This is a genomic window from Kocuria tytonis (assembly GCF_003226895.2).
Taxonomy (GTDB): Bacteria; Actinomycetota; Actinomycetes; order Actinomycetales; family Micrococcaceae; genus Kocuria; species Kocuria tytonis.
Genome location: NZ_PNJG02000004.1, coordinates 14,950 through 38,847, shown reverse-complemented (window position 1 = coordinate 38,847; position 23,898 = coordinate 14,950). Strand labels below are relative to the sequence as shown.

Genomic DNA, 23,898 nt, shown 5'->3' with positions numbered 1-23,898 from the left:
GGGGAGCGGGGGCTCTCGAACGCGCGGAAGGTAAGGGATTTGAACCCTTGGTACGGGGTCACCGCACACTGGTTTTCAAGACCAGCTCCTTAGGCCGCTCGGACAACCTTCCCTGCGTGCGCCGCGGAACGTTCGGCTCGGCGCGCACGATCGGCCATTATTCCACGCCCCGCGCTCGGGGTGCCAGTGCGCCGTGCCGCGGTGACGACGCCGCTGCCCCCGACCGGTTCGACGGCACCGGAGCGCGCCGCCGGACAGCGGTGCGGTGTCCGCCAGGCGGGAACAGCGGCGTCGTCCGCTGGCGCGTGCGCGCGGGGCGGCGGGAAGATGAGGACGACCGAGCCGACGAGTGAGAGGAACAGCCATGCGTGCCGTACGAGATCTGCGAGCCGGAGGACCCGAGGTCCTGGAGATCACCGACGTGACGGAGCCGCAGCTGGGCGATGACGGCGTGATGATCGCGGTGACCGCCGCGGGCCTGAACCGCGCGGACGTCCTGCAGCGGCAGGGCAACTACCCCGTGCCCCCGGATGCCACGGACGTGTTCGGACTGGAGGTATCCGGGACCGTGACCGCGTTGGGGCAGAACGTCCCGGAGACGGCGGGCTTCGGCGTGGGGGACCGCGTGGTCGCCCTCGTGGACTCCGGCGGGTACGCGGAACGGGTGGTGGCCCCGTGGCAGCAGGTGCTCCCCCTGCCCGAGGGCGTGGACCCGGTGGCGGCGGCGGGACTGCCGGAGGTGGCCGCCACGGTGTTCTCCAACGTGTTCATGGCGGCCGCGGCCCGCGAGGGCGAGACCCTACTGGTGCACGGCGGTGCGGGCGGCATCGGCACGCACGCCATCCAGGTGGCGCGGGCGCTGGGCATGACGGTCCTGGCCACCGTGGGCAGTGCCGAGAAGGCGCAGGTGGTGACCGAGCTGGGCGCCACCGCCGTCAACTACAAGGACGAGGACTTCGTGGAGCGCGTCCGCGAGCTCACCGACGGCCGCGGCGCGGACGTGATCCTGGACGTGGTGGGCGCCAAGTACCTGGGCCCCAACCTCGACGCCGTGGCCACGAACGGTCGGATCGTGATCATCGGCATGCAGGGCGGGGTCAAGGGGGAGCTGAACGTGGGGCAGCTGCTGCAGAAGCGCGCCGCGGTCATCGGCACCACCCTGCGGGCACGCTCCGGGCAAGAGAAAGCCCGCATCATGGCCGCGGTGCGCGAGTACGTGTGGCCGCTGCTGGCCTCCGGCGAGGTCCGGCCCCTCGTGTCCCGCACGTTCCCCCTGAAGCAGGTGCGCCAGGCGCACGAGTACTTCGACAGCGGCTCGCACGTGGGCAAGGTGCTGCTGACCGTGTGAACCGGCCGTGCGGTGCCGTGAGCTCACGACGCACCGGGAGCCGACTGCGGTGGTTGCAGCGGATGGGCGGGGCGGGCCCGGGCGGGTGGCCCGCCTCGCATAGACTCGTGTCCGCAATCACACGCGGGATCCAGCGTGTTGGCACGAGACCCGGAGCCTTCCCATGAGCACCACACACCACCAGCCGTCGGGCGCGCCCCGGCCCGCAGCGGAGGGGCACGCAGAGCTGCCTCCCAACCACGTGGACCCCGAGGTCCTGGAGCGCGAGCAGACCCGCTGGACGCCCCTGCGGATCGCGCTGTGGGTGGGCATCGCCCTGCTCGGGGCGGTGGCTTGGGCCATGATCGCGTTCGCACGCGGGGAGTCCATCAACGCCATCTGGTTCGTGTTCGCCGCGGTGTGCAGCTACTTCATCGCGTACCGCTTCTACGCCAAGTTCATCGAGGCGAAGCTGACCCGCCCGGACGACCGGCGGGCCACCCCGGCGGAGTACCACGCCAACGGCAAGGACTACCTGCCCACCGACCGGCGGGTGCTGTACGGCCACCACTTCGCCGCGATCGCGGGAGCCGGTCCGCTCGTGGGCCCGGTGCTGGCCGCGCAGATGGGCTACCTTCCGGGCACCATCTGGATCATCGTGGGCGTCATCCTGGCGGGCGCGGTCCAGGACTACCTGGTGCTGTTCTTCTCCATGCGCCGCGGCGGGCGCTCGCTCGGTCAGATGGCCCGCGAGGAGCTGGGCGTGGTGGGCGGCTACGCCGCGATCGTCGCGACGCTCACCATCATGGTCATCATCGTGGCCATCCTCGCGCTCGTGGTGGTCAACGCCCTGGGCGAATCCCCCTGGGGCGTGTTCTCCGTGGGGATGACCATCCCGATCGCCCTGTTCATGGGTGTCTACCTTCGCTACCTCCGTCCGGGCAAGGTCATGGAGGTCTCCGTCATCGGCTTCGTGCTGCTCATGGTGGCCATCGTGGGCGGCGGCTGGGTCGCGGACACCGAGCTCGGCGCCCAGCTGTTCACCCTGGACCGCGTGACCCTGGCGTGGTGCGTGATCGGCTACGGCTTCGTGGCCGCCGTGCTGCCCGTGTGGCTGCTGCTCTCCCCGCGCGACTACCTCTCCACGTTCATGAAGGTGGGCACCATCGTGCTGCTCGCCGCCGCCATCGTGGTGGTCCGCCCCGAGATCACGGTGCCCGCGGTCAGCGAGTTCGCGAGCCGCACGGACGGGCCCTCCTTCACGGGTTCGCTGTTCCCTTTCCTGTTCGTGACCATCGCGTGCGGTGCGCTCTCCGGCTTCCACGCGCTGATCGCCTCCGGCACCACCCCCAAGATGATCGAGAAGGAGCGCCAGGCCCGGTTCATCGGCTACGGCGGCATGCTCATGGAGTCCTTCGTGGCCATCATGGCGCTCGTGGCGGCCGTGTCCATCGACCGCGGCATCTACTTCGCGATGAACGCGTCCCCCGCTGCCACCATGGGGACCGTGGAGGGCGCGGCCGCGTTCGTGAACTCGCTGGGGCTCTCCGGCGTGCACGTAACCCCTGAGCTGCTGCAGGGCACCGCGGACGCCGTGGGGGAGGAGACCATCGTCTCCCGCACGGGCGGTGCTCCCACCCTGGCGGTCGGCCTATCGCACATCATGCACCAGTGGTTCGGCGGGGCCTCCATGATGAGCTTCTGGTACCACTTCGCCATCATGTTCGAGGCGCTGTTCATCCTCACCGCCGTGGACGCCGGCACCCGTGTGGCCCGGTTCATGCTCACGGACACCCTGGGCAACTTCTTCCCGAAGTTCCGTGACGTGAACTGGCGTGCCGGTGCGTGGCTCACCACGGCGATCATGGTGGCCGGGTGGGGTTCCATCCTGATCCTGGGTGTCACCGACCCGCTGGGCGGGATCAACACGTTCTTCCCGCTGTTCGGCATCGCCAACCAGCTGCTCGCGGCGATCGCCCTGGCCGTGTGCCTGGCCATCGCCGCGAACCTGCGCCGGTTCAAGCACCTGTGGATCATCCTGGTGCCGCTCGTGTTCGACGTGGTGGTGACCGTCACCGGCTCGTGGCAGAAGATCTTCTCCTCCGACCCCAAGGTGGGGTATTGGGCCAACCACGTCGCGTTCAAGGATGCGCTGGCCCAGGGCAAGGAGAGCTTCGGCACTGCCAAGACCGTGGCGGCCATGGAGGCGGTGGTGCGCAACACCTTCGTGCAGGGCACGCTGTCCGTGCTGTTCGTGGTGCTCACCATCGTCGTGGTGGTCATGGCCGCGATCGAGACGGTCAAAGCGTTGCGCGGGCACGAGCGCCGGACCCACGAGGACCCGTTCGTGGAGTCCCGGATCTACGCGCCGTCGGGGCTGGGTGCCACGCCGTCGGAGAAGGCCCTCATGACGCAGTGGGAGGCGCTGCCGCTCGAGCAGCGCACACCCACGGGCGGCGGGCACCACTGATGCCCGGTCCGGCACAGCACCCGGTCCCCGCGCTCGCGCTGGTCGGGGCCTGGTGGCGTGCGGCCGTGCGCTTCGGCAACGGGGTGCTCGGCGCGGACAGGTACGAGCGCTACCTGCAGTACCACCGGGCCACGGGCAGCGAGGCGGAGCCCATGACGGAGCGCGAGTTCTGGCGGGACTACCAGGACTGGCAGGACGCCCACCCCGAGGGTCGCTGCTGCTGACGCGGTAGCATGGACCGCCGCCCGCGGGCGGCGTATCGGGAGAGGGGTATCGGTGGGTTTCTTCGGTGAGTACAGGGCCACGCGTCGGGACGAGCGCGAGCTGGGTGAGGGCGTCTGGCGCCGCGCGCACGACCGCTTCAAGCGCGGTCTGGACCGCTACCACCAGATCCTCGAGTCCGTGCGGGACCCCGAGCTGCGCGCCGCCGCGGTCCCCCTGGCCAACGAGCTCGCGGACCTGCTGCCGCGCGTGCGCGCCGTGTGCATGGAAGCCCACGGACGGGCGCCTTCCCAGACCCAGGACATCCCGCACTCCACGTCCGGGTACCTCTCGGACGTGCACCGTCAGCTCTCCCGGGCGGGCAACGCGATGGCCCAGACCGCCGAGGCCCTGACCATGGCCCGTTTCACGGCACAGGGGACGGGGCACGCGGGGCCCGCCGGGGCGCCGGGCACTCCCGCGCGGAACTCCCCGACCCGACCCGTGGCGGGTGCCGACGCCGCGGGCGCCCCCGAGCACCCGGAGTCGTCCTCAGCGGGTGTGGGATCGATCCGCCGGCGTTCGGCGGTGGTGGCGGAGTACGTGGCGGCGGCGGAGGAGCTCATGGCCAGCCACGCGAGCAGCCGGTTCTGACACCGGGCTGAGCTGGAGACCGGCACTGGGATGCACAGTGCCCCGGAGGATCCTCCGCCCTTGGACCGACCGGTCGACACGATGAGCCTCCGGGGCAGTATTGCGTCCCCTGTTGCGAGATGTCCGGCCATTAGGACCGCGACCCTCACATCCAATGTGATAAAACGCTGTTGCACGGTGGAAGCTCCACGGTGGATTGTTGCCGATTCGAGACACGCCGATGGAGGGCATGGTTTCGGCCGGCCAGCCGGACGGTGAGACGCATGTCTGGGACATCGCAGGGCGGCGCCCCGATCCTCGCCACCCGGGGTCGCTTTCCCGGCCCGTGGGGCACGGGCGGGTCGGGCACCCGCTGGGGAACGGTACCGATCTCAGATCGGGCCCATGACTAAAGTGGACCCGTGCGCATTCTCGTTGTGACCACCTGGTATCCGAGTCCGGAGGACCCCGGAGCAACCCCTTTCGTGCCCCGGCACGTCGCCGCCATCAACCGTGACCACGACGTGCACGTGGTCCACGTCCGACTCATGAGCGGGGCCGCCGTCACGGAGGAGGTCTTCAACGGGGTACGCGTGACCCGCGTGGGCTTCGACCCCAGGAAACCCCTGTCCATGGTGCGCGCGGTGCGGGAGATCCGGCGGTGGGCGAACTTCTCGGATGTGGTCCACACCATGGCGTTCTCCTCTGCGCTGGTTGCTGCCCCTGCGGTGTTCGGTCGCCCGTGGGTGCACACGGAACACTGGAACGGCGTGCTGTACCCGGACACCGTCAACCGGTGGTGGGAGCGAGCGGCCTGGCTGCGTCACGTACTGCGGCTGCCCACTCTCGTCACAGGGGTGAGCTCACTCATGAACGAGACGCTCACGGCCTTCGCCAGAACCGGGCGGGTGCGCGCTCTCGGCAATGTGGTGGACTTCGGGGGGTCTCCGGAACGCGCCCCACGGAACCCGGATGAGATCGAACTCGTCTCGGTGGGTTCGCTCATTCCACGAAAGGGCCCCCTGGTGGCTGTTGAGACGGTCTCATGGCTGCGGGAGCGCGGTGTGCGGGCCTCCCTCACGTGGGACGGCACCGGGCCGTTGCTCCAGACGTGCGAGGAGCTGGCCGCTTCCCTCGGCGTGGCGCCCTTCGTGACGTTCAACGGGTTCCGGGAGCCCGCAGGTGTGCAGCAGGACCTGGCGCGAGCGGATGTCTTCGTGCTCCCCACGAAATCCGAGACGTTCTGCGTGGCGGCCGCGGAGGCGCTGGCTGCCGGTTGCCCCGTGGTCATGGGGGACCGTGGCGGGCAGCGCGACTTCGTCACCGACTCGAACGGCCGCCTGGTGCACACCCGCTCCGCTCAGGATTATGCTCGCGCGGTCATGGAGGTCGTCGACGGTGAGGGCATGGCTTCCCCGCAGGAGCTCGCGCGGGAGATCAGAGCCCGGTATGGCGTCGACGCCGTGGTGGAACAGCTCAATGCTCTCTACGAGGAGGCAAGGTCCCTGGCGCGTGTCGGCGCACGATGACCGCGGGCAGTGCCACCATGCCACGGTTGCGGACGATGGCGGACGATGGCGGACCGCGCGCACGGTTGCTGACCCGCGTCCCGCCGCACGGGACCTCGGGATCGTGCGAGGTACCCCACGAGGCGATCCCGTGGAAGTGCGGCCATTCGGTGGAGTGGTGCCCATAGACTGAGGACCAATTCGAGCCCACCCCGAGGAGCGCAATGTCCCAGCGGACCCTGACCCCGCCGAAAAGGCCGCAGAGGGCCGAAGACGGCATCATGGTCCGGGAGGGTCTCTCCCAAGATGGGGTTGCGGAGCGCACGGCCCTCGGACTCACGAACGCGGCCTCCACCACCACGTCCCGCAGCGTCTGGGCCATCACCCGCACGCACGTGTTCACGCTGTTCAACCTGGTGCTGGGGCTGTGCGCCGCGGTCATCATCGTGCTGGGGCGTTGGCTGGACCTGCTGTTCTGTCTCGCGGCGCTGAGCAACGTGGTCATCGGGTTCGTCCAGGAGTTCTCCGCCAAGCGCCAGCTGGACAGGATCGCCCTGCTGCGGCGCGACCCCGCCCGGGTGCTGCGCGACGGGGAGATCGTGCGGGTGCCGCTGGAGGACATCGTCCTCGACGACGTCCTGCTGCTGTCCCGCGGGGACCAGGTGCCCGCGGATGCGGTGGTGCTCGAGGCGGCCGGCCTGGACCTGGACGAGTCCCTGCTGACCGGTGAGAACGACCCCGTGGTGAAGCGCGCGGGGGACGCGGTGCTCTCCGCGTCGAGCGTGGTCAGCGGTTCCGGCAGGGTGCGGGTCACGGCGGTGGGGGACAGGTCCCACGCGTCCAAGCTCGCGAACGAGGCCCGGCAGTTCGCGCCCATCCGCTCCGAGCTGCGGGAGTCCCTGGGGCGTGTGGTGAGGTGGCTGACCATTGCGCTGATCCCCATCATCGTCGTGGTGCTCAACGGTCAGATGCGTGCGGCCGGTGGCTGGGAGCGGGCGATCGCCACGGGGAGCTGGGAGGATGCCCTGGTGGCGTCCGTGTCCTCGGTGGCCTCCATGATCCCGCAGGGTCTGGCGCTGATGACCACCATCAGCTTCGCGGTGGCCGCGGTCAAGCTCGCCCGTGACGAGGTCCTGATCCAGGAGCAGCCCGCGGTGGAGGTCCTGGCGCGGGTGGACACGGTGTGCTTCGACAAGACCGGCACTCTCACGGAGGGCGGGGTCTCGTTCGACGCCGCGCGCCCGCTGCTCCCGGCCAGTGACGGGTCTCCCGCGGCGGCCGGGTCCTCCGGTGCCGCCGCGCCTCGTGCGGCAGCAGGGCCCACCGCGGACGACGCCGCAGCCCGCCCCGAGAGCGAGCCCCGCGCCGTCGACGACGCGGCGGGGAACGGGGCGGACCACGGGGACGCCGACATCATGGCACCCGCCCCAGAGGCCGCGGCCGCCCTGGGGTGGTTCGGGGCCGACCCCCACGCGAATCCCACCGCGGCGGCCCTGGCCGAGGGGTTCGGGCATCCCCACCCGGGTCCCCCCGTGGCGGTGCTGGCGTTCTCGTCCGCCAACCGCTTCTCGGGCGTGGAGTTCGCGGATTCGGGTGCCTGGCTCCTGGGTGCCCCGGAGGCGCTGCTCGCGGCCCCCGAGCACCGGGCCGCGCGAGAGCGTGCCCAGCGGCTGGCGGCGGCGGGGATGCGCACCATGGTGCTGTCTCACGCGCCGCACCTGGTGCTGCAGGGCGGCACGGAGGAGGGCGGACAGGCGCGCGCCGCGCAGCAGCTCCCGGCGGACCTCGAGCCGCAGCTGCTCCTGACGTTCTGCGAACAGGTGCGCTCCGACGCCCGGGAGACGCTCGCGTACTTCGTGGAGCAGGGCATCGACCTCAAGGTCTTCTCGGGGGACAACCCCGCCACCGTTGCCGCGGCCGCGGGCATCGCGGGCATGGACGTCTCCCAGGGGGCGGTGGACGCCAGTCGGCTGCCCGAGGACGGCGAGGAGCTGCGCCGGGCGGCGCTGGAGCACAGCGTGTTCGGGAGGGTGTCCCCGCACCAGAAGAAGAACATGGTGGTGGGCCTGCAGGAGGCCGGTCACGTGGTGGCCATGACGGGCGACGGCATCAACGACGCACTCGCGCTCAAGCACGCGGACCTGGGCATCGCCATGGGCAACGCCGCTCCCGCGACCAAGGCCTTGTCCCGCCTTGTGCTGCTGGACGGCCAGTTCTCCCGGCTGCCCGCGGTGCTCGCCGAGGGGCGGAGGATCATCGCCAACATCGAGCGCGTCACCAACCTGTTCCTGACCAAGACCGGCTTCGCGGTGCTCATGGGGGTGGTCCTGGGTCTGCTCGCGTGGACGTTCCCGTTCCTGCCGCGCCAGTACTCCACCGCGGATGCGCTCATGATCGGTGCGCCGTCGTTCGTCCTGACCATGCTGCCCAACACCCGCCGCTACGTCTCCGGGTACCTGCGGCGGGCCCTGCACTTCGCGTTGCCGAGCGCGGCGATCGTGACCCTGTGCGTGGTGGGACTGAACTTCTACGAGCGCACCGTGGATCCGGCGGCCACCACCCGGGCGTTCCAGACCTCGAGCTTCATGGTGCTGGTCCTCGTGGGACTGTGGGTGCTGTGCGTGGGTTCCCGCCCGCTGACCCTCGTGCGGCTGGCCCTGGTGCTGGCCATGTACGCCGGCCTCGTGCTGGTCCTGGTGATCCCGCTCTCCCTGACGTACCACCAGTTCGAGCTGCCCCACGCCTCCCTGTTCTGGGCGGCCCTGGCCATTGCGGCGGTGGGATCCGTCCTGGTGGAGATCAACTTCCGGGTGCACACCCTGTGGCTGCGTCGCCGCCAGCCGGCCGCCCACGAGGCGGACCAGAGGGCCCTCCGAGCCGCGAGAACCCACCGGTGAGTCGGGTTCGCGCGGAGCCACCGGCCCCGGGGTGTGACTGACGCCACCGGGGTCGCAGCCCTCCGGCCAACCGCTGTCCCAGAGCCGCTGTCCGGCGAGCCGCTCTCCGAGGGGTCCGTGGAGCTCAGAGCGGGACTCGGCCGAGGAAGGAGATCCCTCCGAGTCCGCGCGGCTCGAGGATCGGCGCAGGAAGCCCCGGCTCCGCGCGGCCCGGGACGCAACGGGAGAAGCCCCGTCACCGAACGGTGACGGGGCTTCCGTGGAGCCGCCTGCCGGAATCGAACCGGCGACCTATTCATTACGAGTGAATCGCTCTACCGACTGAGCTAAGGCGGCGTGACCGGGGTGCGAACACCCCAGATACACGCCGAAACAGTATCAGATGCCGGTCCGGCACCACCAATCAGCGCAGGGGGTTCAGCGGGTGCTCACGCAGGTCAGCTCTGCCCGCACGTGGTGCCGTCGTCGGGGAGGACCCCGTCCAGGAGATACCGGTCCACGGCCTCGGACACGCAGCGGTCCCCGGAGGTGTAGGCAGTGTGCCCGTAGCCCTCGTAGGTCAGCAGCCGTGCGTCCCCGAGCTGCGCGCTCAGCGACTTCGCCCACGCGTAGGGAGTGGCGGGATCGTGGGTGGTGCCGATGACCATCACCGGGGTCGTCACGTCCGCGTGGTAGTCCGGGAGCGGTTTCACGGGCTTGTCCGGCCACCCCTGGCACGCGGCCGCGCCGTAGCCCAGGTAGGGGCCGAACGTGGGGGCCCGCCGGGACATCTCGCGGGCGGCCTGGGCCATCTGCTCGTCCGTGACCTCGGCCACGGAGGAGTCCAGGCAGCTCACCGCGGTGAAGGCCATGGAGACGTTGGAGGTGTACTTCCCGGAGGAGTCCCGCCCGTGGTTGGAGTCCGAGAATGCCATGAGCGCATCCGCCTTGCCGTCGAACGCCTGCTGCAGGGCCGAGTTCAGCTGGGGGTAGCCGGTGGTGGAGTACAGGGGGACCAGGATCCCCTCCAAGGCGTTGGTCGCGGTGACGGTGCGGCCGTCGGAGGTCCTGGTCCGCCCCTCGGCCACGGTGCGCAGCAGACGCCGGATCTTGTCCATCCCCGCATCCACGCCGTCGCCGGCCACGGCGCAGCCCCTCGTGGTCTCCTGGCAGTCCGCCACGAAGTGACGCAGGTTGTCCTCGAACCCCTCGGCCTGCGCCAGGGAAGCCGAGCGCTCGTCCCGGAGGGGGTCGACCGCGCCGTCCAGGATCATCCGACCGGTCCGCGCGGGGAACAGGTGCGCGTAGGTGGCGCCGATCTCGGTGCCGTAGGAGAAACCCAGGTAGTGCGTGGCGGACTGCCGCAGCGCGGCCCGCAGCACGTCCAGGTCCCGGGCCACGCTCTGCGTGTCCATGTGGGAGACCACGGCCGAGGAGTGCTCGTGGCACTTCTCGCCGATCTCCCGCGAACTGGTGCGGAGCTCGGCCAGGGACTCCTTCTGCGGATCGAACGCGGGTTCCGCCCGCCACTCGTCCAGCTCCCGGTCCGAGAGGCAGCGGATGCCGTCGGAGCGGCCCACCCCGCGGGGGTCGAAGCCCACGAGGTCGTAGTTCCTGCGCACGTCCGCGGAGGTGAAGTAGTCCGCGGAGGCCATCATGTCCACACCGGATCCACCCGGACCGCCGGGGTTCAGGAACAGGGCGCCCTGGGGATCGGACCCCGTGGCCTTCAGGCGGGCGATCTGCACCGTGGTGTCCCCGCCCGAGGGCTTCGCGTAGTCCACGGGCACCGTGATCCCGGCGCACTCCGTGCCGTGGGGAAACTGCTGCTCGTCACCGGTGGTGGAGCAGTCCCCCCACTGCGGGGACTGGGTGTAGTACCGCGCCAAGGCCGGATCGGCGCTCGCGGTGACGTCCGGGTCCGCGCCGCCCTGCGCCTCCGACCGGCCGGGGGACCCGCCGTTCGAGCACGCGGACAGGGCCAGGGCGGCGGCGCACACCAGGACCAGCGCGCGGCGGGGGACGGAGCGTTTCACGGCAACCTCTCGGGGAAGCAGACGGGGAGCTGATCCCGGGGATCAGACGATCGAGACCATCATGGCCTCGAACGCGAGCTGCGCGCTCACGTTGGTGCGGATGCGGCGCCGGGTCTCGCTGATCACGTCGATCTTGTGCAGGGTCTGCTCGGCGGAGGTGTTGGTGGCGTAACCGTGGATCTGCTCACCGAGGTGCAGGTTGATCAGCGGCATCCCGGTATCGAGCTGCACGCTCAGCACGTCCCGGTAGAAGGTGGTGAGATCGATCAGGAACCGGTCCAGGGTGTCGGTCTGGATGCGGCGCGAGCGCCGTTTCTGGTCCGCCTCCAACCGGTTCAGGGCACCCCTGATGGCGGGGGGCACCCGTCCCGTCTCCGGGGCACCCATGGACACCAGCAACTGGGCGCGCTCCTCGTCATTGCGCGCCTCCGCGTCCGCGGCGGACTCGTCCACCGCGAGCCGGTGCAGCCGGTCCGCCGCCCGCACCGCCTGCGTGACACCCCGCATGGACAGGGGAAGGGAGACGACCTCCTGCCGACGGGTGCGGGCGTCGTCGTACAAGGCGAGCCGGGTGGCCACGCCCACGTGGCACTGCGCGAGCCGGGCGCACTCCACGGCACGCCGCTCGGAGACGCCGTGCCGGGCCACGAGCAACCGGGCCACGTCCTCGGGGGAGGGCACCTTGAGGGTCACCGCGCGGCACCGGGAGCGGATGGTCACGAGCACGTCCATGGGGGAGGGGGCGCACAGCAGCCAGATGGTGTGCGGCGGTGGCTCCTCGATGCTCTTGAGCATCACGTTGGAGGTGCGCTCCGTCATCCGGTCCGCGTCCTCCACGATCATGATCCGCCAGGACCCCACGGAGGGGCGGTCCTGGGCGCGGACCACGAGCTCACGCGCTTCCTCGATGCTGATCTGGGGGTTCTCGGTCGCGAAGTTGGTGACGTCCGCGTGCGTGCCGGCGAAGGCGGTGCGGCACGCGTGGCACTGCCCGCACCCCGTGCCGTGCTCGCACAGCAGGGCGGCCGCCAGCGCACGCGCGGCGGTGGAGCGCCCCGATCCGGGCGGACCGGTGAACAGCCACGCGTGGGTGGGGTTCGCGTCCCGGGCCGCACGCTGCAGCTGCTCGACCACGCGCGGCTGGCCCACGACCTCGTCCCAGACGCTCATCGCGCTGCTCCGTCCGGGGTGGGGAGCAGAGGGGTCACGCGCGCGGACACGGCGCGGGTGATCCCGGCCGCGGAGTCCGAGGCGTCCAGCACGAGGTAGCGGGACGGGGCGCGGTGCGCGAGCTCGCGGAAGGCGGCGTTGACGGCGTCGTGGAAGGCGCGGGTCTCGGATTCCATCCGGTCCGCGGCCGCCCCGCGACCGCGGCGTCGTGCCTCGGCGGTGGCCGGATCCACGTCCAGCACCACGGTGAGGTCCGGGACGAGGCCCTGCAGCGCCCACTGGTTCAGTTCCAGGACGTGGCCGGTGCCGAGCCCGCGACCGGCGCCCTGGTAGGCCGCGGACGAGTCCACGAAGCGGTCGCACACCACGATCTCGCCGCGCTCCAGGGCGGGGCGGATCAGCCGGGCCACGTGGTCCGCCCGCGCGGCGGCGAACAGTAGGGCCTCGGTGGCCGCGGACACCGGGGCGTGGGCGGGATCCAGCACGAGCGCGCGCACCGATTCCGCCAGCGCCGTGCCCCCCGGTTCGCGGGTGCACGTGACCGTGTGCCCCGCCTCCCGCAGGGAGCGCGCGAGCGCCGTGACCTGGGTGGACTTCCCGGCGCCGTCACCGCCTTCGAACACGATGAGGACCCCGCGCGCTGGTTGTTTCACGCCACCACTGTAGCGAGCGGGCCCGACAGCCACGGCCGTTGCCCCCGCGGCTGGGCAGGGCGCTCCGCACGGTGGTGCGCCCGGCGGCCCGGCTAGGGTGGGAAGCATGCACAAAGACACTGTGGTGGTGGCCGGTGGACGCCCCGAGCACGTCCACGACGCACCCGTCAATCCCCCCGTGGTGCTCACGTCCACGTACCGGGGAACGGGCGCGGTGACGGCGGAGGACCGCTCCTACGCGCGTCTGACGAATCCCACGTGGGAGGCGTTCGAGGACGTTCTCGCCCGGTTGGAGAACGCCCCGTGCCCCGCGCTGTCCTACGCCTCGGGCATGGCGGCGGTCGCGGCGGCCCTCACCCTGGTCCCCGTGGGCGGAACGCTCGTGCTGCCCCGGCACAGCTATCAGGGCAGCATGCAGCTCGCGCGGCGGTGGCAGGAACGTGGGATCTTCTCGGTGCGCACCGTGGACGTGGCGGACACGCGCGCCACCCTGGCCGCCCTCGACGGCGCGGACGTGCTCTGGATCGAGAGTCCCACCAATCCCATGCTGGAGATCGCGGACCTCCCGGCGCTGCTGGCGGGCGCCCGCGAGCGGGGCGTGCTCACATGCGTGGACAACACCTTCGCCACCCCGCTGCTGCAGCAGCCCCTGGACCTGGGAGCCGATCTCGTGGTGCACTCCGCCACGAAGTACCTCGCGGGGCACTCGGACGTCCTCCTGGGTGCCCTGGTGTGCGCCACGGCCGGGCTGCGGGAGCGGCTTCATGCGCAGCGGACGCTCGAGGGCGCGATCCCCGGCCCGTTCGAGGCCTGGCTCGCCCTGCGCGGTGTCCGCACCCTGGCGGTGCGCGTGGAACGGTCCATGGCCGGCGCCGCGGAGCTCGCCCGCCGGCTCGAGCAGCACCCCGCCGTGATGCAGGTCCGCTACCCGGGGCTGCCCGGGGACCCCGGTCACGAGCGTGCGGCCGCCCAGATGACGGGCGGGTTCGGGTCGGTGCTCTCGGTAGTTCCCCGTGCCGACGCCGCCGCGGTCGAGGATCTCGTCTCGCACCTGGGCGTGTGGACGCCCGCCACGTCCCTCGGCGGTGTGGAATCCCTCATCGAACGGCGCCGCCGGCACCATGACGAGCCCCGCAGCGTCCCGGAGAACATGCTGCGGCTGTCCGTGGGGATCGAGAACGTCGAGGACCTGTGGGAAGACCTGCGCGCGGGACTCGACGCGCTCGCGGATCGGTAGACTGGCCCCGTGACTTCATTCCCGTGGGCCCTGGTACTGGCGAACTACCTGGACTACGCCATCACCCTGGTGGTGGCGGTGCTGGCCCTGCTCGCCGTGTTCGACTGCCTGCGGCGTTCCGCCGTGCAGTTCGAGCGCGCCTGGAAGCGCACCAAGACCTTCTGGCTCGCGCTCACGGGAGGTGCTGCGGTGGTCTCCGTGTTCAGCGCGATCACCTCCACCCTGGGCCTCGTGCAGCTGGGGGTCCCGGGCACCGGTTCCCTGATCCTCATGCTCATCGCGGCCACCATCGCCGGCGTGTACCTCGCGGACGTGCGTCCCGCGGTGTCCGGGGAGTCCAAGAACCCCGGGCACTGGTGAGCGGCCGAGCCCTCCGCGCCACCGGCCGGTAGGGGCCTCAGGGCCGGAGAGGGACGTGGGCTCAGCCGCGCGGCCCGATCGTCAGGACGCGTCCACCGCGTGCCCCGGGAACGGCCGCGGGCTCCGGCACAGCCCCCTCCACCACCACGCGTCCATCGGACCGGTCGGCGCAGGAACGGCTCCCAGCACACCTCAGTCCCACGACGACGGCGCCACCGCCTCCCACGGCACACTCACCTCACCGAGCCGCCAGCGGCGGGGCCCGTGCAGCACCGGCCAGCCCGCCGCCTTCAGGTCCCGGCACATCGCGCTCCACCGCTGCCGCGCACCGAACGGTGAGAGCGGGGCGTTGGCGAGCCAGGCGGCGTCGGCCGCGGTGAGGAAGTCGTGGATCCGCTCCCCGGGCACGTTGCGGTGGATCAGGATCTTGGGCAGTCGGGCGGCCACGTCCGACGGCACGCGGAAGGACCCCGGGCGCATGCTCACCGTGAAGGTCTGCGGTCTTCGCACCGTGCAGCACAGCCACGTGGCCAGGCGGCCGATCTCATCGCACGTGCCGTCCATGAGCACCCCGCCGGGCGCGAGCCGCGAGCACGCGAGCTCCCAGGCCGCGGGAACCTCCTGCACCGGGTACTGCCGCAGGACGTTGAAGGCGCGCACGAACACGGGGGAGCGCGGCTCCGTGGGGATCTCGAAGCCCCCGCGCCGGAAGGACAGCCCCGGGCGGGCGTGGCCGCGGGCGGCAGCCACACGGTCCGGGTCGATCTCGATCCCCACCAGCTCCACGTCCGGGCGGACGGTGCGAGCGCGTTCCCACAGCTCCACCGTGGTGATGGGTGCCGCGCCGAAGCCCAGGTCCACGAGCAGGGGGTCCTCGGCCGCGCGCAGGAGGGGGGCGAGCACCCCGGTGAGATAGCGGTCGGCGCGCCGCAACCGGTTGGGGTTGGTGGTGCCACGGGTGATGGCCCCCACGGGGCGGGTCTGGGCTGGCACACGGACACTGTATCCGGCGCGCGTCACGCGTTCCGCCGTGCCCACCGGGGTGGAACAATGGCGGCATGGCTAACGATTCAGCTACCCACAAGCTCATCCTCCTGCGTCACGGTCAGTCCGAGTGGAACGAGAAGAACCTGTTCACCGGCTGGGTGGACGTTCCCCTCACGGACAAGGGCCGCGGCGAGGCCGCCCGGGGCGGTGAACTGATCGCGGAGAACCAGCTGCTGCCGGACGTGGTCCACACCTCCCTGCTGCGCCGCGCCATGAACACGGCCAACCTCGCGCTGGACGCCGCGGACCGCCTCTGGATCCCCGTCAAGCGCTCCTGGCGCCTCAACGAACGCCACTACGGCGCGCTGCAGGGCAAGAACAAGGCCGAGATCCGCGAGGAGTACGGCGAGGAGCAGTTCATGACCTGGCGCCGCTCCTACGACACGCCGCCGCCCGAGCTGGAGGACTCCTCCGAGTGGTCCCAGGCCGGGGATCCGCGCTACGCGGACGTGGCGAACCTGCCCCGCACGGAGTGCCTCAAGGACGTCCTGGAGCGTTTCCTGCCGTACTGGGACGAGCAGATCGTCCCGGACCTCAAGGCCGGCAGGACCGTCCTCGTGGCCGCCCACGGCAACTCGCTGCGCGCGCTCGTCAAGCACCTGGACGGGATCTCCGACGACGACATCGCCGGGCTCAACATCCCCACGGGCATCCCACTGTTTTACGAGCTGGACCAGAACTTCAAGCCCGTGACCGCCGGCGGGCGCTACCTGGATCCGGACGCCGCCGCAGAGTCCATCAAGGCCGTGGCCAACCAGGGCAAGAAGTAGGCCCGGTTCCCGGCATGACGAATCCCCCGCCTCGCTGAGGCGGGGGATTCGTCATGGGTGGTGGCGGGACCCGTCAGCTCACTCGCCGGCGTCGGTGCCGATGGGGCCGTGACCGGTGGGACGGCTCTCCGTGACCGGAGCCCAGTCGCCGGTCACGAGGTAGGAGACCTTGCGGGCCACGGAGACCCCGTGGTCGCCGATGCGCTCCAGGTAGCGTGAGGCCAGCGTGACGTCCACGGCGGTGGGAACGGAGGAGTCCCAGCTGGGGTCCGCGAGCATCTCGAAGACCTGCTGGTGCTTCATGTTCAGGTGGGACTTCAGTGCGAAGATCTCGTCCGCCTCGCTGATGTCCCGGTCCTCGAGCACGGAGATCATGCGGGTGATCAGTTTGAGGTCGATGTCGAACATCTCCTCGAAGTGACCCCGCATGGACGCGGGCAGGACGGGCTCGGGGAAGCGCAGCCGCGCGAGCTGCGCCAGGTGGCGCGCCAGGTCCCCCATGCGCTCCAGGGAGGCGCTCATGCGCAGCGCGCCCACGATCATGCGCAGGTCCGAGGCCACTGGGGCCTGCAGGGCCAGGATGTCGATGGAGCGCTCGTCGAGATCGTTCTGCAGGAAGTCGATGCGGGCGTCGTTGGAGATGACCTCCTCGGCCAGCTGGATGTCGGCGTCGAGGAAAGCGGTCCGGGCGCTGCCCAGTGCCTGCTGCACGAGCGTGGCGATCTGGATCAGCTCCTCGCCGACCTGGTGGAGCTCAGCCTGGAAAACCTTACGCACAGGGGCGTCCTTTCGTTCACGGCAATTCTTGGTCCCGTAGCTTACGCGTCTCGAACGGGTCGGGGTCCGCCGGGTCAGCGGAACGATGAATCCGCACACGCCTCACCAGGGTCACAGGCCGGCGTGAACGAACCGCCATCCACAGATGAACGTTGGCTGAACCGGGGTCCCGCGCAGGGCTGCCGGGACGCGGAGGCGTCTAAGCTGACACCGTGAGCGAGACGACGATTGCCCTGCTGGCCGGGTTCATCGGCTTTCTGCTCGGCATCAGCGGTCTGATCGCCGTGCGGGTCAGTCAGCGCCGTCGGCACTCGTTCGCGGACGTCCAGGAGCCCACTCTGCCCGAGGGCACCGCGGAGATCCTCGCGGCGCTGGGGCTCGCCTACGTGGTGGTGGACGGTGTGGACGGTGTCGTCCGGGCATCGCCGGCGGCATACGCGTACGGGATCGTCCGGGGGCACACCGTGGTGCACCAGGACCTGCTGGACATGATCCGCCGGACCCGCCGCAACGGCGTCGTGGAGGAGAAGCGTCTCGAACTCACCCGCGGGCAGCTGCAGCGCGGGTCGATCGTGCTGGACATCAGGGTGGTCACCATCGCGGACGAGTACATCCTGCTGCTCGCGGACGATCAGACCGAGATCGTGCGCGCCCAGTCCATCCGCAATGACTTCGTGGCCAACGTCTCCCACGAGCTCAAGACCCCCGTGGGCGCCATCAGTCTGCTCTCGGAGGCCATCGAGGACGCCGCCGCGGACCAGGACTCCGTGCGCCACTTCGCCGCGAGTCTGCAACGCGAGTCCATGCGGCTGAGCGCGCTCGTGCAGGACATCATCGAGCTCTCCCGGCTGCAGGGCACGGACGTGGTGGCCAAGGGCACCGCCGTGGACCTCAACCGCGCCGTGGGGGAGGCCGTGGACCGCAGCAGGCTGGCCGCGCAGACCAGGCACATCGACATCAGGGTGGGCGGTCGGATCGAGGCGCCGGTGTTCGGGGATCCGGACATGCTCGTGACCGCGGTGCGCAACCTGATCGACAACGCGGTGCGGTACTCCCCCGAGCACACCCGGGTGGGCGTGGGGCTGCGGGAGCGGGGCGGCATGGCGCAGATCACCGTCACGGACCAGGGCCCCGGGATCTCCGAGGCCGAGCAGGAGCGGATCTTCGAGCGCTTCTACCGCGTGGACAGTGCCCGGTCCCGGCAGACCGGCGGCACCGGGCTGGGGCTGAGCATCGTCAAGCACGTCATGGCGCAGCACGGCGGGGAGGTCTCCGTGTGGTCGCAGCCCGGCCGGGGCTCCACCTTCACCCTGGTGCTCCCGCCCATGGAGGACCCAGAGGACCAGCAAGAGCCACCGCGTTCCAGCGGTGCGCACCGTAACCACCGAGTGGAGGAGCGCGCGTGACCCAGATTCTCATGGTCGAGGACGAGGAGTCCCTGAGCGACCCCCTGGCCTACCTCCTGGGCCGGGAGGGCTTCGACGTCACTGTCGTGGCGGACGGGATCAGTGCGGTGACGGAGTTCGACCGCTCCGGGGCCGACCTGGTCCTGCTGGATCTCATGCTGCCGGGGCAGTCCGGCACGGAGGTGTGCAAGCAGATCCGGCAGCGCTCGAACGTCCCGATCATCATGCTCACGGCCAAGGACGCGGAGATCGACAAGGTGCTGGGACTCGAGCTCGGCGCGGACGACTACGTCACCAAGCCGTACTCGTCCCGCGAACTCGTGGCGCGGATCCGTGCCGTGCTGCGACGCCGCGCGGAACCCGAGGAGCTCATCACCGCCACCGTCTCGGCGGGCCCCGTGCGCATGGACGTGGAGCGGCACGTGGTCCACGTTGCCGGTGAGGTCGTGGCCATGCCCCTCAAGGAGTTCGAGCTGCTCGAGATGCTGCTGCGCAACGCCGGCCGGGTGCTCACGCGCGGTCAGCTCATCGACCGCGTGTGGGGATCCGACTACGTGGGGGACACCAAGACCCTGGACGTGCACATCAAACGGCTGCGCTCCAAGGTGGAGCCGGACCCCTCCGCCCCGCAGCACATCGTGACCGTGCGGGGACTGGGTTACAAGTTCGAGCCCTGACCGGGACCGGCGGTCGCGACGGCGCGGAACCCCGCCCGGATGCCCGGCCGCCGGGACAGGACGCCCCGGGAACGAGAAGCGGACAACGAGAAGAGGACCACGGCCCCGGCGGGGGCAGCGGTCCTCCGGTCACGGAGCGCGGGGCTCGTCAGTGCCCGCCCTCGGCCTGACCCTCCCCGTGCTTCTCGGGAGCGGCCGTGTTGGAGGGGTTGGCCGGCGTGGTGGGAGCGCCACCGGGCACGAAGGACGCGTAGCGCGAGTAGGTGTGGTCCAGCACCGGCACCGAGACGGTGTCGTCCTGGTCGCCGGTGGCGAACTTGGTGTCCACCATGAGTCCGGGATCCGCGCCGGCCCGGTCCAGCATCACGGGCTTGGACTTCTCGAGGACGACCTCCTTGTTGGCCGGCACCTCGATCTTGGCGCTGGAGCCCTTGGCGTCGAGGGTGACGGTCCGGGCGGAGTCCCCGTTGTTGATCACGGTGCCCAGCACGCGGCCCTCGGAGTCGGCGCCCTCGGCCACGACCAGCACGTTGCGCAGCTGGATGTCCCCGAGATTCATCTGCACCCCGTCCGCCGGAGCGAAGCTGTCCATGGTGGCCTGCGGGCTGATGTAGGAGCAACCGCTCACGCTGGTCAGGACGGCAAGCGCTGCCACACCTGCTCCGAGGTGCTGCAGCTTCTTGTGGGCGGCGTTCTTCACGGCACGAACTCCTCGGGCTCTCCGACAAATAGGGTGAAATCTGCGCTCAGTCTATCGGTTTGGCCACGGATCGTCTGCATCCACACGTCCCTCGTGGCGCGCCCGGACGCGTGGTGCGCCGTCGGACCCGGGGACCGGACCCGCGGGGGAGTACGACCCCGTGACGCGCGGGATGCCGCGCCGCTGGACGTCCTCATGGGGCCCTCGGGCACGGAATCCGGCATCATACACCGTGGTAGACTTAGCGGGCTGAAAGGGGTTGTGCATGGTTTTCGAGGTTGGCGAAACGGTTGTCTATCCGCATCACGGGGCGGCAACCATCGAGGAGATCAAGACTCGCACCGTCAAGGGTGAAGAGAAGATGTATCTCCGGCTCAAGGTGACCCAGGGAGACCTCATGATCGAGGTCCCCGCGGAGAACGTGGATCTCGTGGGTGTGCGGGACGTCGTGGACGAGGCCGGCCTCAAGGAGGTCATCTCCGTGCTGCAGGCCCAGGACGCCGAGGAAGCCTCCAACTGGTCCCGCCGCTACAAGGCCAACCTCGAGAAGCTGGCCTCCGGGGACGTGCTCAAGGTCGCCGAGGTCGTGCGCGACCTGTGGCGCCGCGATCGCGGCAAGGGGCTGTCCGCCGGGGAGAAGCGCATGCTGACCAAGGCCCGCCAAATCCTCACCTCCGAACTGGCGCTGGCCAAGAAGATCGACGAGGAAGAAGCGGAGAAGCGCCTGGACGACATCCTCTCCATGGCCTGAGTCCTCCTCCCACCATGACCCACCACCAGACAGCGAGCCCGTCCGCACCGGACGGGCTCGCCGTCGTCGTGGTGGCCGCGGGATCCGGGACGCGGCTGGGGTACGGGATGCCCAAGGCCCTGGTCCCCGTGAACGGACGGTCCGTCCTGGAGCACGCCCTGGCCGCCGTGCGGCGCGCGGTGCCGGGGGCCACGACCATCGTGACCGTCCCCGCGGGGGACACCGACCTCACGGCACTGGCTCGCGCCGCCGGCGCCTCCCCGGTGGTCGGCGGGGCCACGCGCGCGCAGTCGGTCGCGCGGGCGCTCGCCACCCTCCCCGAGACCGTCACACACGTGCTGGTGCACGACGCCGCTCGCTGCCTCACGCCGCCCGCCGTCTTCGAGCGGGTGGTCACCGCGCTGCGGACCGGTGCCCCGGCGGTGGTGCCGGTGACCGAGGTGACGGACACCGTGCGCGGGGTGGACACCGAGGGCCGCAGCACGGGAACCGTGGACCGGGCGGGGCTGCGTTGCGTGCAGACCCCCCAGGGGTTCGACCGCGCCCTGCTGGACCGGGTGAACGCCGCCGCCGGTCTGCTGCCGGACCGGGGCGAGGGCGATCCCGCCGGGATCACCGACGACGCCAGCCTCGTGGAGCGCTTCGCCCCCGAGCACCCGGTGACCCTGGTGGCCGGTGACGTGGAGTCCTTCAAGATCACCCGGCCCCTGGACCTGGTCCTCGCGCGGGCGCTCGTGAACTCGCGCGGCTGACGTCCTCGCCGGTCCCCGTGTCGCGGGAGGCCGTGGAGCGCGGACCGGGTGGGCCCCGTGGCATCTGACGGTGCGGTCCCGTCCGGGGCATCCGGCGGTGCGGCAACACCCGGGGCGTCCATCGGTGCAACCCACGCGTGAGCTCCTGGGGCCCGATCCACGGCATCCGGGACAATGGCCGCATGACCGATGAGAGCACCCGCCCCGCCGTCCCTCCCCGCACCCGCCCCGCCGTCCCTCCCCGCACCACCCCTGTGCCCCCGTACCCGCTGCCCCTCGTGGGGGTGGGCGTGGACGTCCACGCCTTCGGTCCGGAGGGCACGCCCCTGTGGATCGGGGGACTGCTGTGGCCCGGCGAGCGCGGGCTGAGCGGCCACTCGGACGGGGACGTGATCGCCCACGCGGCGGCGGACGCGGTGTTCTCCGCGGCCGGTGTGGGGGACCTGGGGGCCCACTTCGGGACCGACCGCCCCGAGTTCGCGGGCGCCTCCGGGTGCCGGATCCTCGCGGAGGCCGTGCGCATCGTGCGGGAGGCGGGATTCGCGGTGGGCAACATCTCCGTGCAGCTGGTGGGCAACCTGCCCAAGTTCTCACCCCGGCGGGAGGAGGCCGCGGCGGTGCTGTCCGAGGCGGCGGGCGCCCCCGTGCACCTCAGCGCCACGACCACCGACGCCCTGGGTCTCACGGGACGCGGGGAGGGGATCGCCGCGATCGCCACGGCGCTGGTGGTGCGCACCCCCTGAGCTCCGGGCGCCGCAGTCCGCGCGGGCAGCAGCTTCCGGGAGGACGCCGCCGCCCGCCCCGTCCGAGCGGCACCGTTCCCGCCGCCGTCGGCCGCGCCCGTTCGGACCCGACGCGGGCCTGCTGGATGCCTCGGCAGGAAGGGCCTCAGGATCTGTTCGGGCCAGGCGGGGCCTGCGCGCCGTGCCGGTCGAGCGGGAACAGCCGAGCCGCGGCGCCGCGCGCGGTGGGCAGGACCGCCGGACGCTGTCAGAGCGCCGCGGTGCCAGGCGGGTGCCCCGCTAGACTGGCCCGGTGACTCTGCGCTTCTACGACACCGCCTCCGCGACCACCAAGGACTTCGTCCCCGTCCACCCGGGGGAGGCCCGCCTGTACTACTGCGGGGCCACGGTGCAGGGGGCACCGCACATCGGTCACGTGCGTTCGGCGCTGGTCTTCGACGTGCTGGCCCGCTGGCTGCGCTTCCGAGGCCTGGAGGTCACCACGGTGCGCAACGTCACGGACATCGACGACAAGATCCTGGTCAACTCCCGTGCGTCCTTCGCGGCGGACTACAGCGGGGAGCACCCCCGCGAGCAGTGGTGGGCGCTGGCCTACCGCTTCGAGCGCGTGTTCGGGCAGGCGTACGCCGCCCTGGGGATCGACCCGCCCAGCTACGAGCCCCGCGCCACCGGGCACGTCCCGGAGATGCACGCCCTGATCCAGGAGCTGATCGACGCCGGCCACGCGTACCCCGCCCTGGACGACTCCGGGGACGTCTACTTCGACGTCCGCTCGTGGCCGCGGTACGGCGAGCTCACCCGGCAACGCGTGGCGGACATGCAGGACGCGCCGGACGCCGATCCGCGCGGGAAGCGCGATCCCCGCGACTTCGCGCTGTGGAAGGGGCACAAGGAGGGCGAGCCGCTCACCGCCTCGTGGGACTCCCCGTGGGGCCGCGGCCGCCCGGGCTGGCACCTCGAGTGCTCGGCCATGGCGGACAAGTACCTGGGCGCCCACTTCGACATCCACGGCGGCGGACTGGACCTACGCTTCCCCCACCACGAGAACGAGCTCGCGCAGTCCACGGCCGCGGGCCGGGAGTTCGCGAACTTCTGGCTGCACAACGGCCTGGTCACCTACCAGGGCGAGAAGATGTCCAAGTCCATCGGCAACACGGTGTCCCCGCAGGACATGCTCCGCGCGGCCCGCCCGCTGGCGGTGCGCTACTACCTGGGTCAGGCCCACTACCGCTCCGTGCTCGACTACCGGCCCACCTCGCTGCAGGAGGCCACCGCCGCGGTGGAGCGCGTGGAGTCCCTCCTGGTCTCGGCGGCCGGAGCGGGGCTGGACCTCACGTGGACCACCGGGGACGTCCCCGCCGAGTTCGTGACGGTCATGGACGACGACCTCAACGTCCCGCGCGCGCTGGCCGTGCTGCACGAGACCGTGCGCGCCGCGAACTCCGCGCTCTCGTCCGGTGACCACCGCGCGGCGCGGCCGCTCGTGGCGGCCGTCGCCGGGATGACGGACGTCCTGGGCCTGCTGCAGCTCATGGACCTGCGCGGCGCCGCGAACGACGACGCCGCGGAGCACCGCGCTCTCGACGCCCTCGTCCAGGACCTGCTGGCCCAGCGTGCCGCCGCACGGGAGGCCAGGGACTGGGCGCTCGCGGACCGGCTGCGCGACCGGCTGAAGGCCGCGGGCGTCGTCGTCAAGGACGGTGCGCAGGGCTCCGCGTGGTCCGTGGAATCCTGACGCTGACCTAAACTGGGGCGAGATCGCCGACCACCCCGGGGCGGCCGTCCGGCCGTGCCCGTGACAGAC

At 71.2% G+C, this 23,898-nt stretch carries 21 protein-coding genes and 2 tRNA genes; 15 read left to right on the top strand and 8 right to left on the bottom strand.

What is annotated here, in order from left to right:
- Nucleotides 1-24: 24 nt before the first annotated feature.
- Nucleotides 25-112, bottom strand: a tRNA-Ser gene (locus tag C1C97_RS10420).
- 252 nt (nt 113-364) lie between these two features.
- On the opposite strand from C1C97_RS10420, the gene C1C97_RS10415 reads away from it, so the two are divergent.
- The 6 genes from C1C97_RS10415 (at nt 365) to C1C97_RS10390 (ending at nt 9,036) form a co-directional block, all read left to right on the top strand.
- Nucleotides 365-1,348, top strand: a complete 984-nt coding sequence (locus C1C97_RS10415) for an NAD(P)H-quinone oxidoreductase (RefSeq protein ID WP_121031727.1) — start codon at nt 365-367, stop codon at nt 1,346-1,348.
- Nucleotides 1,349-1,511: 163 nt separating this feature from the next.
- Complete coding sequence (locus tag C1C97_RS10410; RefSeq protein WP_233542883.1) at nt 1,512-3,797, top strand: carbon starvation CstA family protein; 2,286 nt, start codon at nt 1,512-1,514, stop codon at nt 3,795-3,797.
- Nucleotides 3,797-4,021 carry a YbdD/YjiX family protein gene (locus tag C1C97_RS10405; protein ID WP_121031725.1) on the top strand — a complete coding sequence of 75 codons (225 nt, stop codon included), beginning with the start codon at nt 3,797-3,799 and terminating at the stop codon, nt 4,019-4,021. The genes C1C97_RS10410 and C1C97_RS10405 overlap by 1 nt, the downstream gene beginning before the upstream one ends.
- A gap of 52 nt (nt 4,022-4,073) precedes the next feature.
- Nucleotides 4,074-4,652, top strand: a complete 579-nt coding sequence (locus C1C97_RS12730) for a hypothetical protein (RefSeq protein WP_110920094.1) — start codon at nt 4,074-4,076, stop codon at nt 4,650-4,652.
- A gap of 401 nt (nt 4,653-5,053) precedes the next feature.
- The gene (locus C1C97_RS10395) at nt 5,054-6,160 is read left to right on the top strand and encodes a glycosyltransferase (protein WP_121031723.1); all 1,107 of its coding nucleotides are present in this window, start codon (nt 5,054-5,056) and stop codon (nt 6,158-6,160) included.
- Nucleotides 6,161-6,363: 203 nt separating this feature from the next.
- Nucleotides 6,364-9,036, top strand: coding sequence for an HAD-IC family P-type ATPase (locus C1C97_RS10390; protein WP_121031721.1), 2,673 nt, complete (start codon nt 6,364-6,366; stop codon nt 9,034-9,036).
- 260 nt (nt 9,037-9,296) lie between these two features.
- Here C1C97_RS10390 and C1C97_RS10385 read toward each other — a convergent pair.
- From C1C97_RS10385 to tmk, 4 genes are all read right to left on the bottom strand, one after another.
- Nucleotides 9,297-9,372, bottom strand: a tRNA-Thr gene (locus C1C97_RS10385).
- A 101-nt stretch (nt 9,373-9,473) separates the two neighbouring features.
- Entirely contained in the window at nt 9,474-11,051 is a 1,578-nt protein-coding gene (locus tag C1C97_RS10380) for an alpha/beta hydrolase (protein ID WP_121031719.1), read from the bottom strand.
- Between the two features lie 42 nt (nt 11,052-11,093).
- Nucleotides 11,094-12,221 (bottom strand): DNA polymerase III subunit delta', encoded by a 1,128-nt coding sequence (locus C1C97_RS10375; protein WP_110920098.1) that lies wholly within the window; start codon nt 12,219-12,221, stop codon nt 11,094-11,096.
- The gene (tmk, locus tag C1C97_RS10370) at nt 12,218-12,874 is read right to left on the bottom strand and encodes a dTMP kinase (protein WP_233542882.1); all 657 of its coding nucleotides are present in this window, start codon (nt 12,872-12,874) and stop codon (nt 12,218-12,220) included. The genes C1C97_RS10375 and tmk overlap by 4 nt, the downstream gene beginning before the upstream one ends.
- Nucleotides 12,875-12,980: 106 nt before the next feature.
- Between tmk and C1C97_RS10365 the strand changes: the two genes are divergently transcribed.
- Together C1C97_RS10365 and C1C97_RS10360 are read left to right on the top strand one after the other, a co-directional pair.
- On the top strand, nt 12,981-14,111 hold the full coding sequence (locus C1C97_RS10365) for a trans-sulfuration enzyme family protein (RefSeq protein WP_121031716.1): 1,131 nt from the start codon (nt 12,981-12,983) through the stop codon (nt 14,109-14,111).
- A 9-nt stretch (nt 14,112-14,120) separates the two neighbouring features.
- On the top strand, nt 14,121-14,471 hold the full coding sequence (locus C1C97_RS10360) for a DUF2516 family protein (protein ID WP_121031714.1): 351 nt from the start codon (nt 14,121-14,123) through the stop codon (nt 14,469-14,471).
- 192 nt (nt 14,472-14,663) lie between these two features.
- Here C1C97_RS10360 and C1C97_RS10355 read toward each other — a convergent pair whose 3' ends face one another.
- Entirely contained in the window at nt 14,664-15,464 is an 801-nt protein-coding gene (locus C1C97_RS10355) for a class I SAM-dependent methyltransferase (protein ID WP_110920102.1), read from the bottom strand.
- A 65-nt stretch (nt 15,465-15,529) separates the two neighbouring features.
- Between C1C97_RS10355 and C1C97_RS10350 the strand changes: the two genes are divergently transcribed.
- Nucleotides 15,530-16,288 carry a phosphoglyceromutase gene (locus C1C97_RS10350; RefSeq protein ID WP_110920103.1) on the top strand — a complete coding sequence of 253 codons (759 nt, stop codon included), beginning with the start codon at nt 15,530-15,532 and terminating at the stop codon, nt 16,286-16,288.
- 78 nt (nt 16,289-16,366) lie between these two features.
- On the opposite strand, the gene phoU is transcribed toward C1C97_RS10350, so the two are convergent.
- Nucleotides 16,367-17,065, bottom strand: coding sequence for a phosphate signaling complex protein PhoU (phoU, locus tag C1C97_RS10345; protein WP_121031712.1), 699 nt, complete (start codon nt 17,063-17,065; stop codon nt 16,367-16,369).
- A 212-nt stretch (nt 17,066-17,277) separates the two neighbouring features.
- Here phoU and C1C97_RS10340 point away from each other — a divergent pair, with 212 nt between their 5' ends.
- Together C1C97_RS10340 and C1C97_RS10335 are read left to right on the top strand one after the other, a co-directional pair.
- Entirely contained in the window at nt 17,278-18,471 is a 1,194-nt protein-coding gene (locus C1C97_RS10340) for a sensor histidine kinase (protein ID WP_110920105.1), read from the top strand.
- Nucleotides 18,468-19,148 (top strand): response regulator transcription factor, encoded by a 681-nt coding sequence (locus tag C1C97_RS10335; RefSeq protein WP_110920106.1) that lies wholly within the window; start codon nt 18,468-18,470, stop codon nt 19,146-19,148. Before C1C97_RS10340 ends, C1C97_RS10335 begins: the two co-directional genes overlap by 4 nt.
- Before the next feature lie 148 nt (nt 19,149-19,296).
- Here C1C97_RS10335 and C1C97_RS10330 read toward each other — a convergent pair whose 3' ends face one another.
- A complete protein-coding gene (locus C1C97_RS10330) occupies nt 19,297-19,848 on the bottom strand; it encodes a hypothetical protein (protein ID WP_121031710.1) in 552 nt (183 codons plus the stop codon).
- 265 nt (nt 19,849-20,113) lie between these two features.
- Here C1C97_RS10330 and C1C97_RS10325 point away from each other — a divergent pair, with 265 nt between their 5' ends.
- The 4 genes from C1C97_RS10325 to cysS all read left to right on the top strand — a co-directional run bounded on the left by C1C97_RS10325 (nt 20,114) and on the right by cysS (nt 23,829).
- Nucleotides 20,114-20,599: a CarD family transcriptional regulator gene (locus C1C97_RS10325; RefSeq protein ID WP_110920108.1), complete on the top strand. Its 486-nt coding sequence runs from the start codon at nt 20,114-20,116 to the stop codon at nt 20,597-20,599.
- Nucleotides 20,600-20,613: 14 nt separating this feature from the next.
- Nucleotides 20,614-21,351, top strand: coding sequence for a 2-C-methyl-D-erythritol 4-phosphate cytidylyltransferase (ispD, locus tag C1C97_RS10320; protein ID WP_110920109.1), 738 nt, complete (start codon nt 20,614-20,616; stop codon nt 21,349-21,351).
- Between the two features lie 182 nt (nt 21,352-21,533).
- Nucleotides 21,534-22,094, top strand: coding sequence for a 2-C-methyl-D-erythritol 2,4-cyclodiphosphate synthase (gene ispF, locus C1C97_RS10315; protein WP_233542881.1), 561 nt, complete (start codon nt 21,534-21,536; stop codon nt 22,092-22,094).
- A gap of 292 nt (nt 22,095-22,386) precedes the next feature.
- A complete protein-coding gene (gene cysS, locus C1C97_RS10310) occupies nt 22,387-23,829 on the top strand; it encodes a cysteine--tRNA ligase (RefSeq protein ID WP_110920169.1) in 1,443 nt (480 codons plus the stop codon).
- Nucleotides 23,830-23,898: the final 69 nt, after the last annotated feature.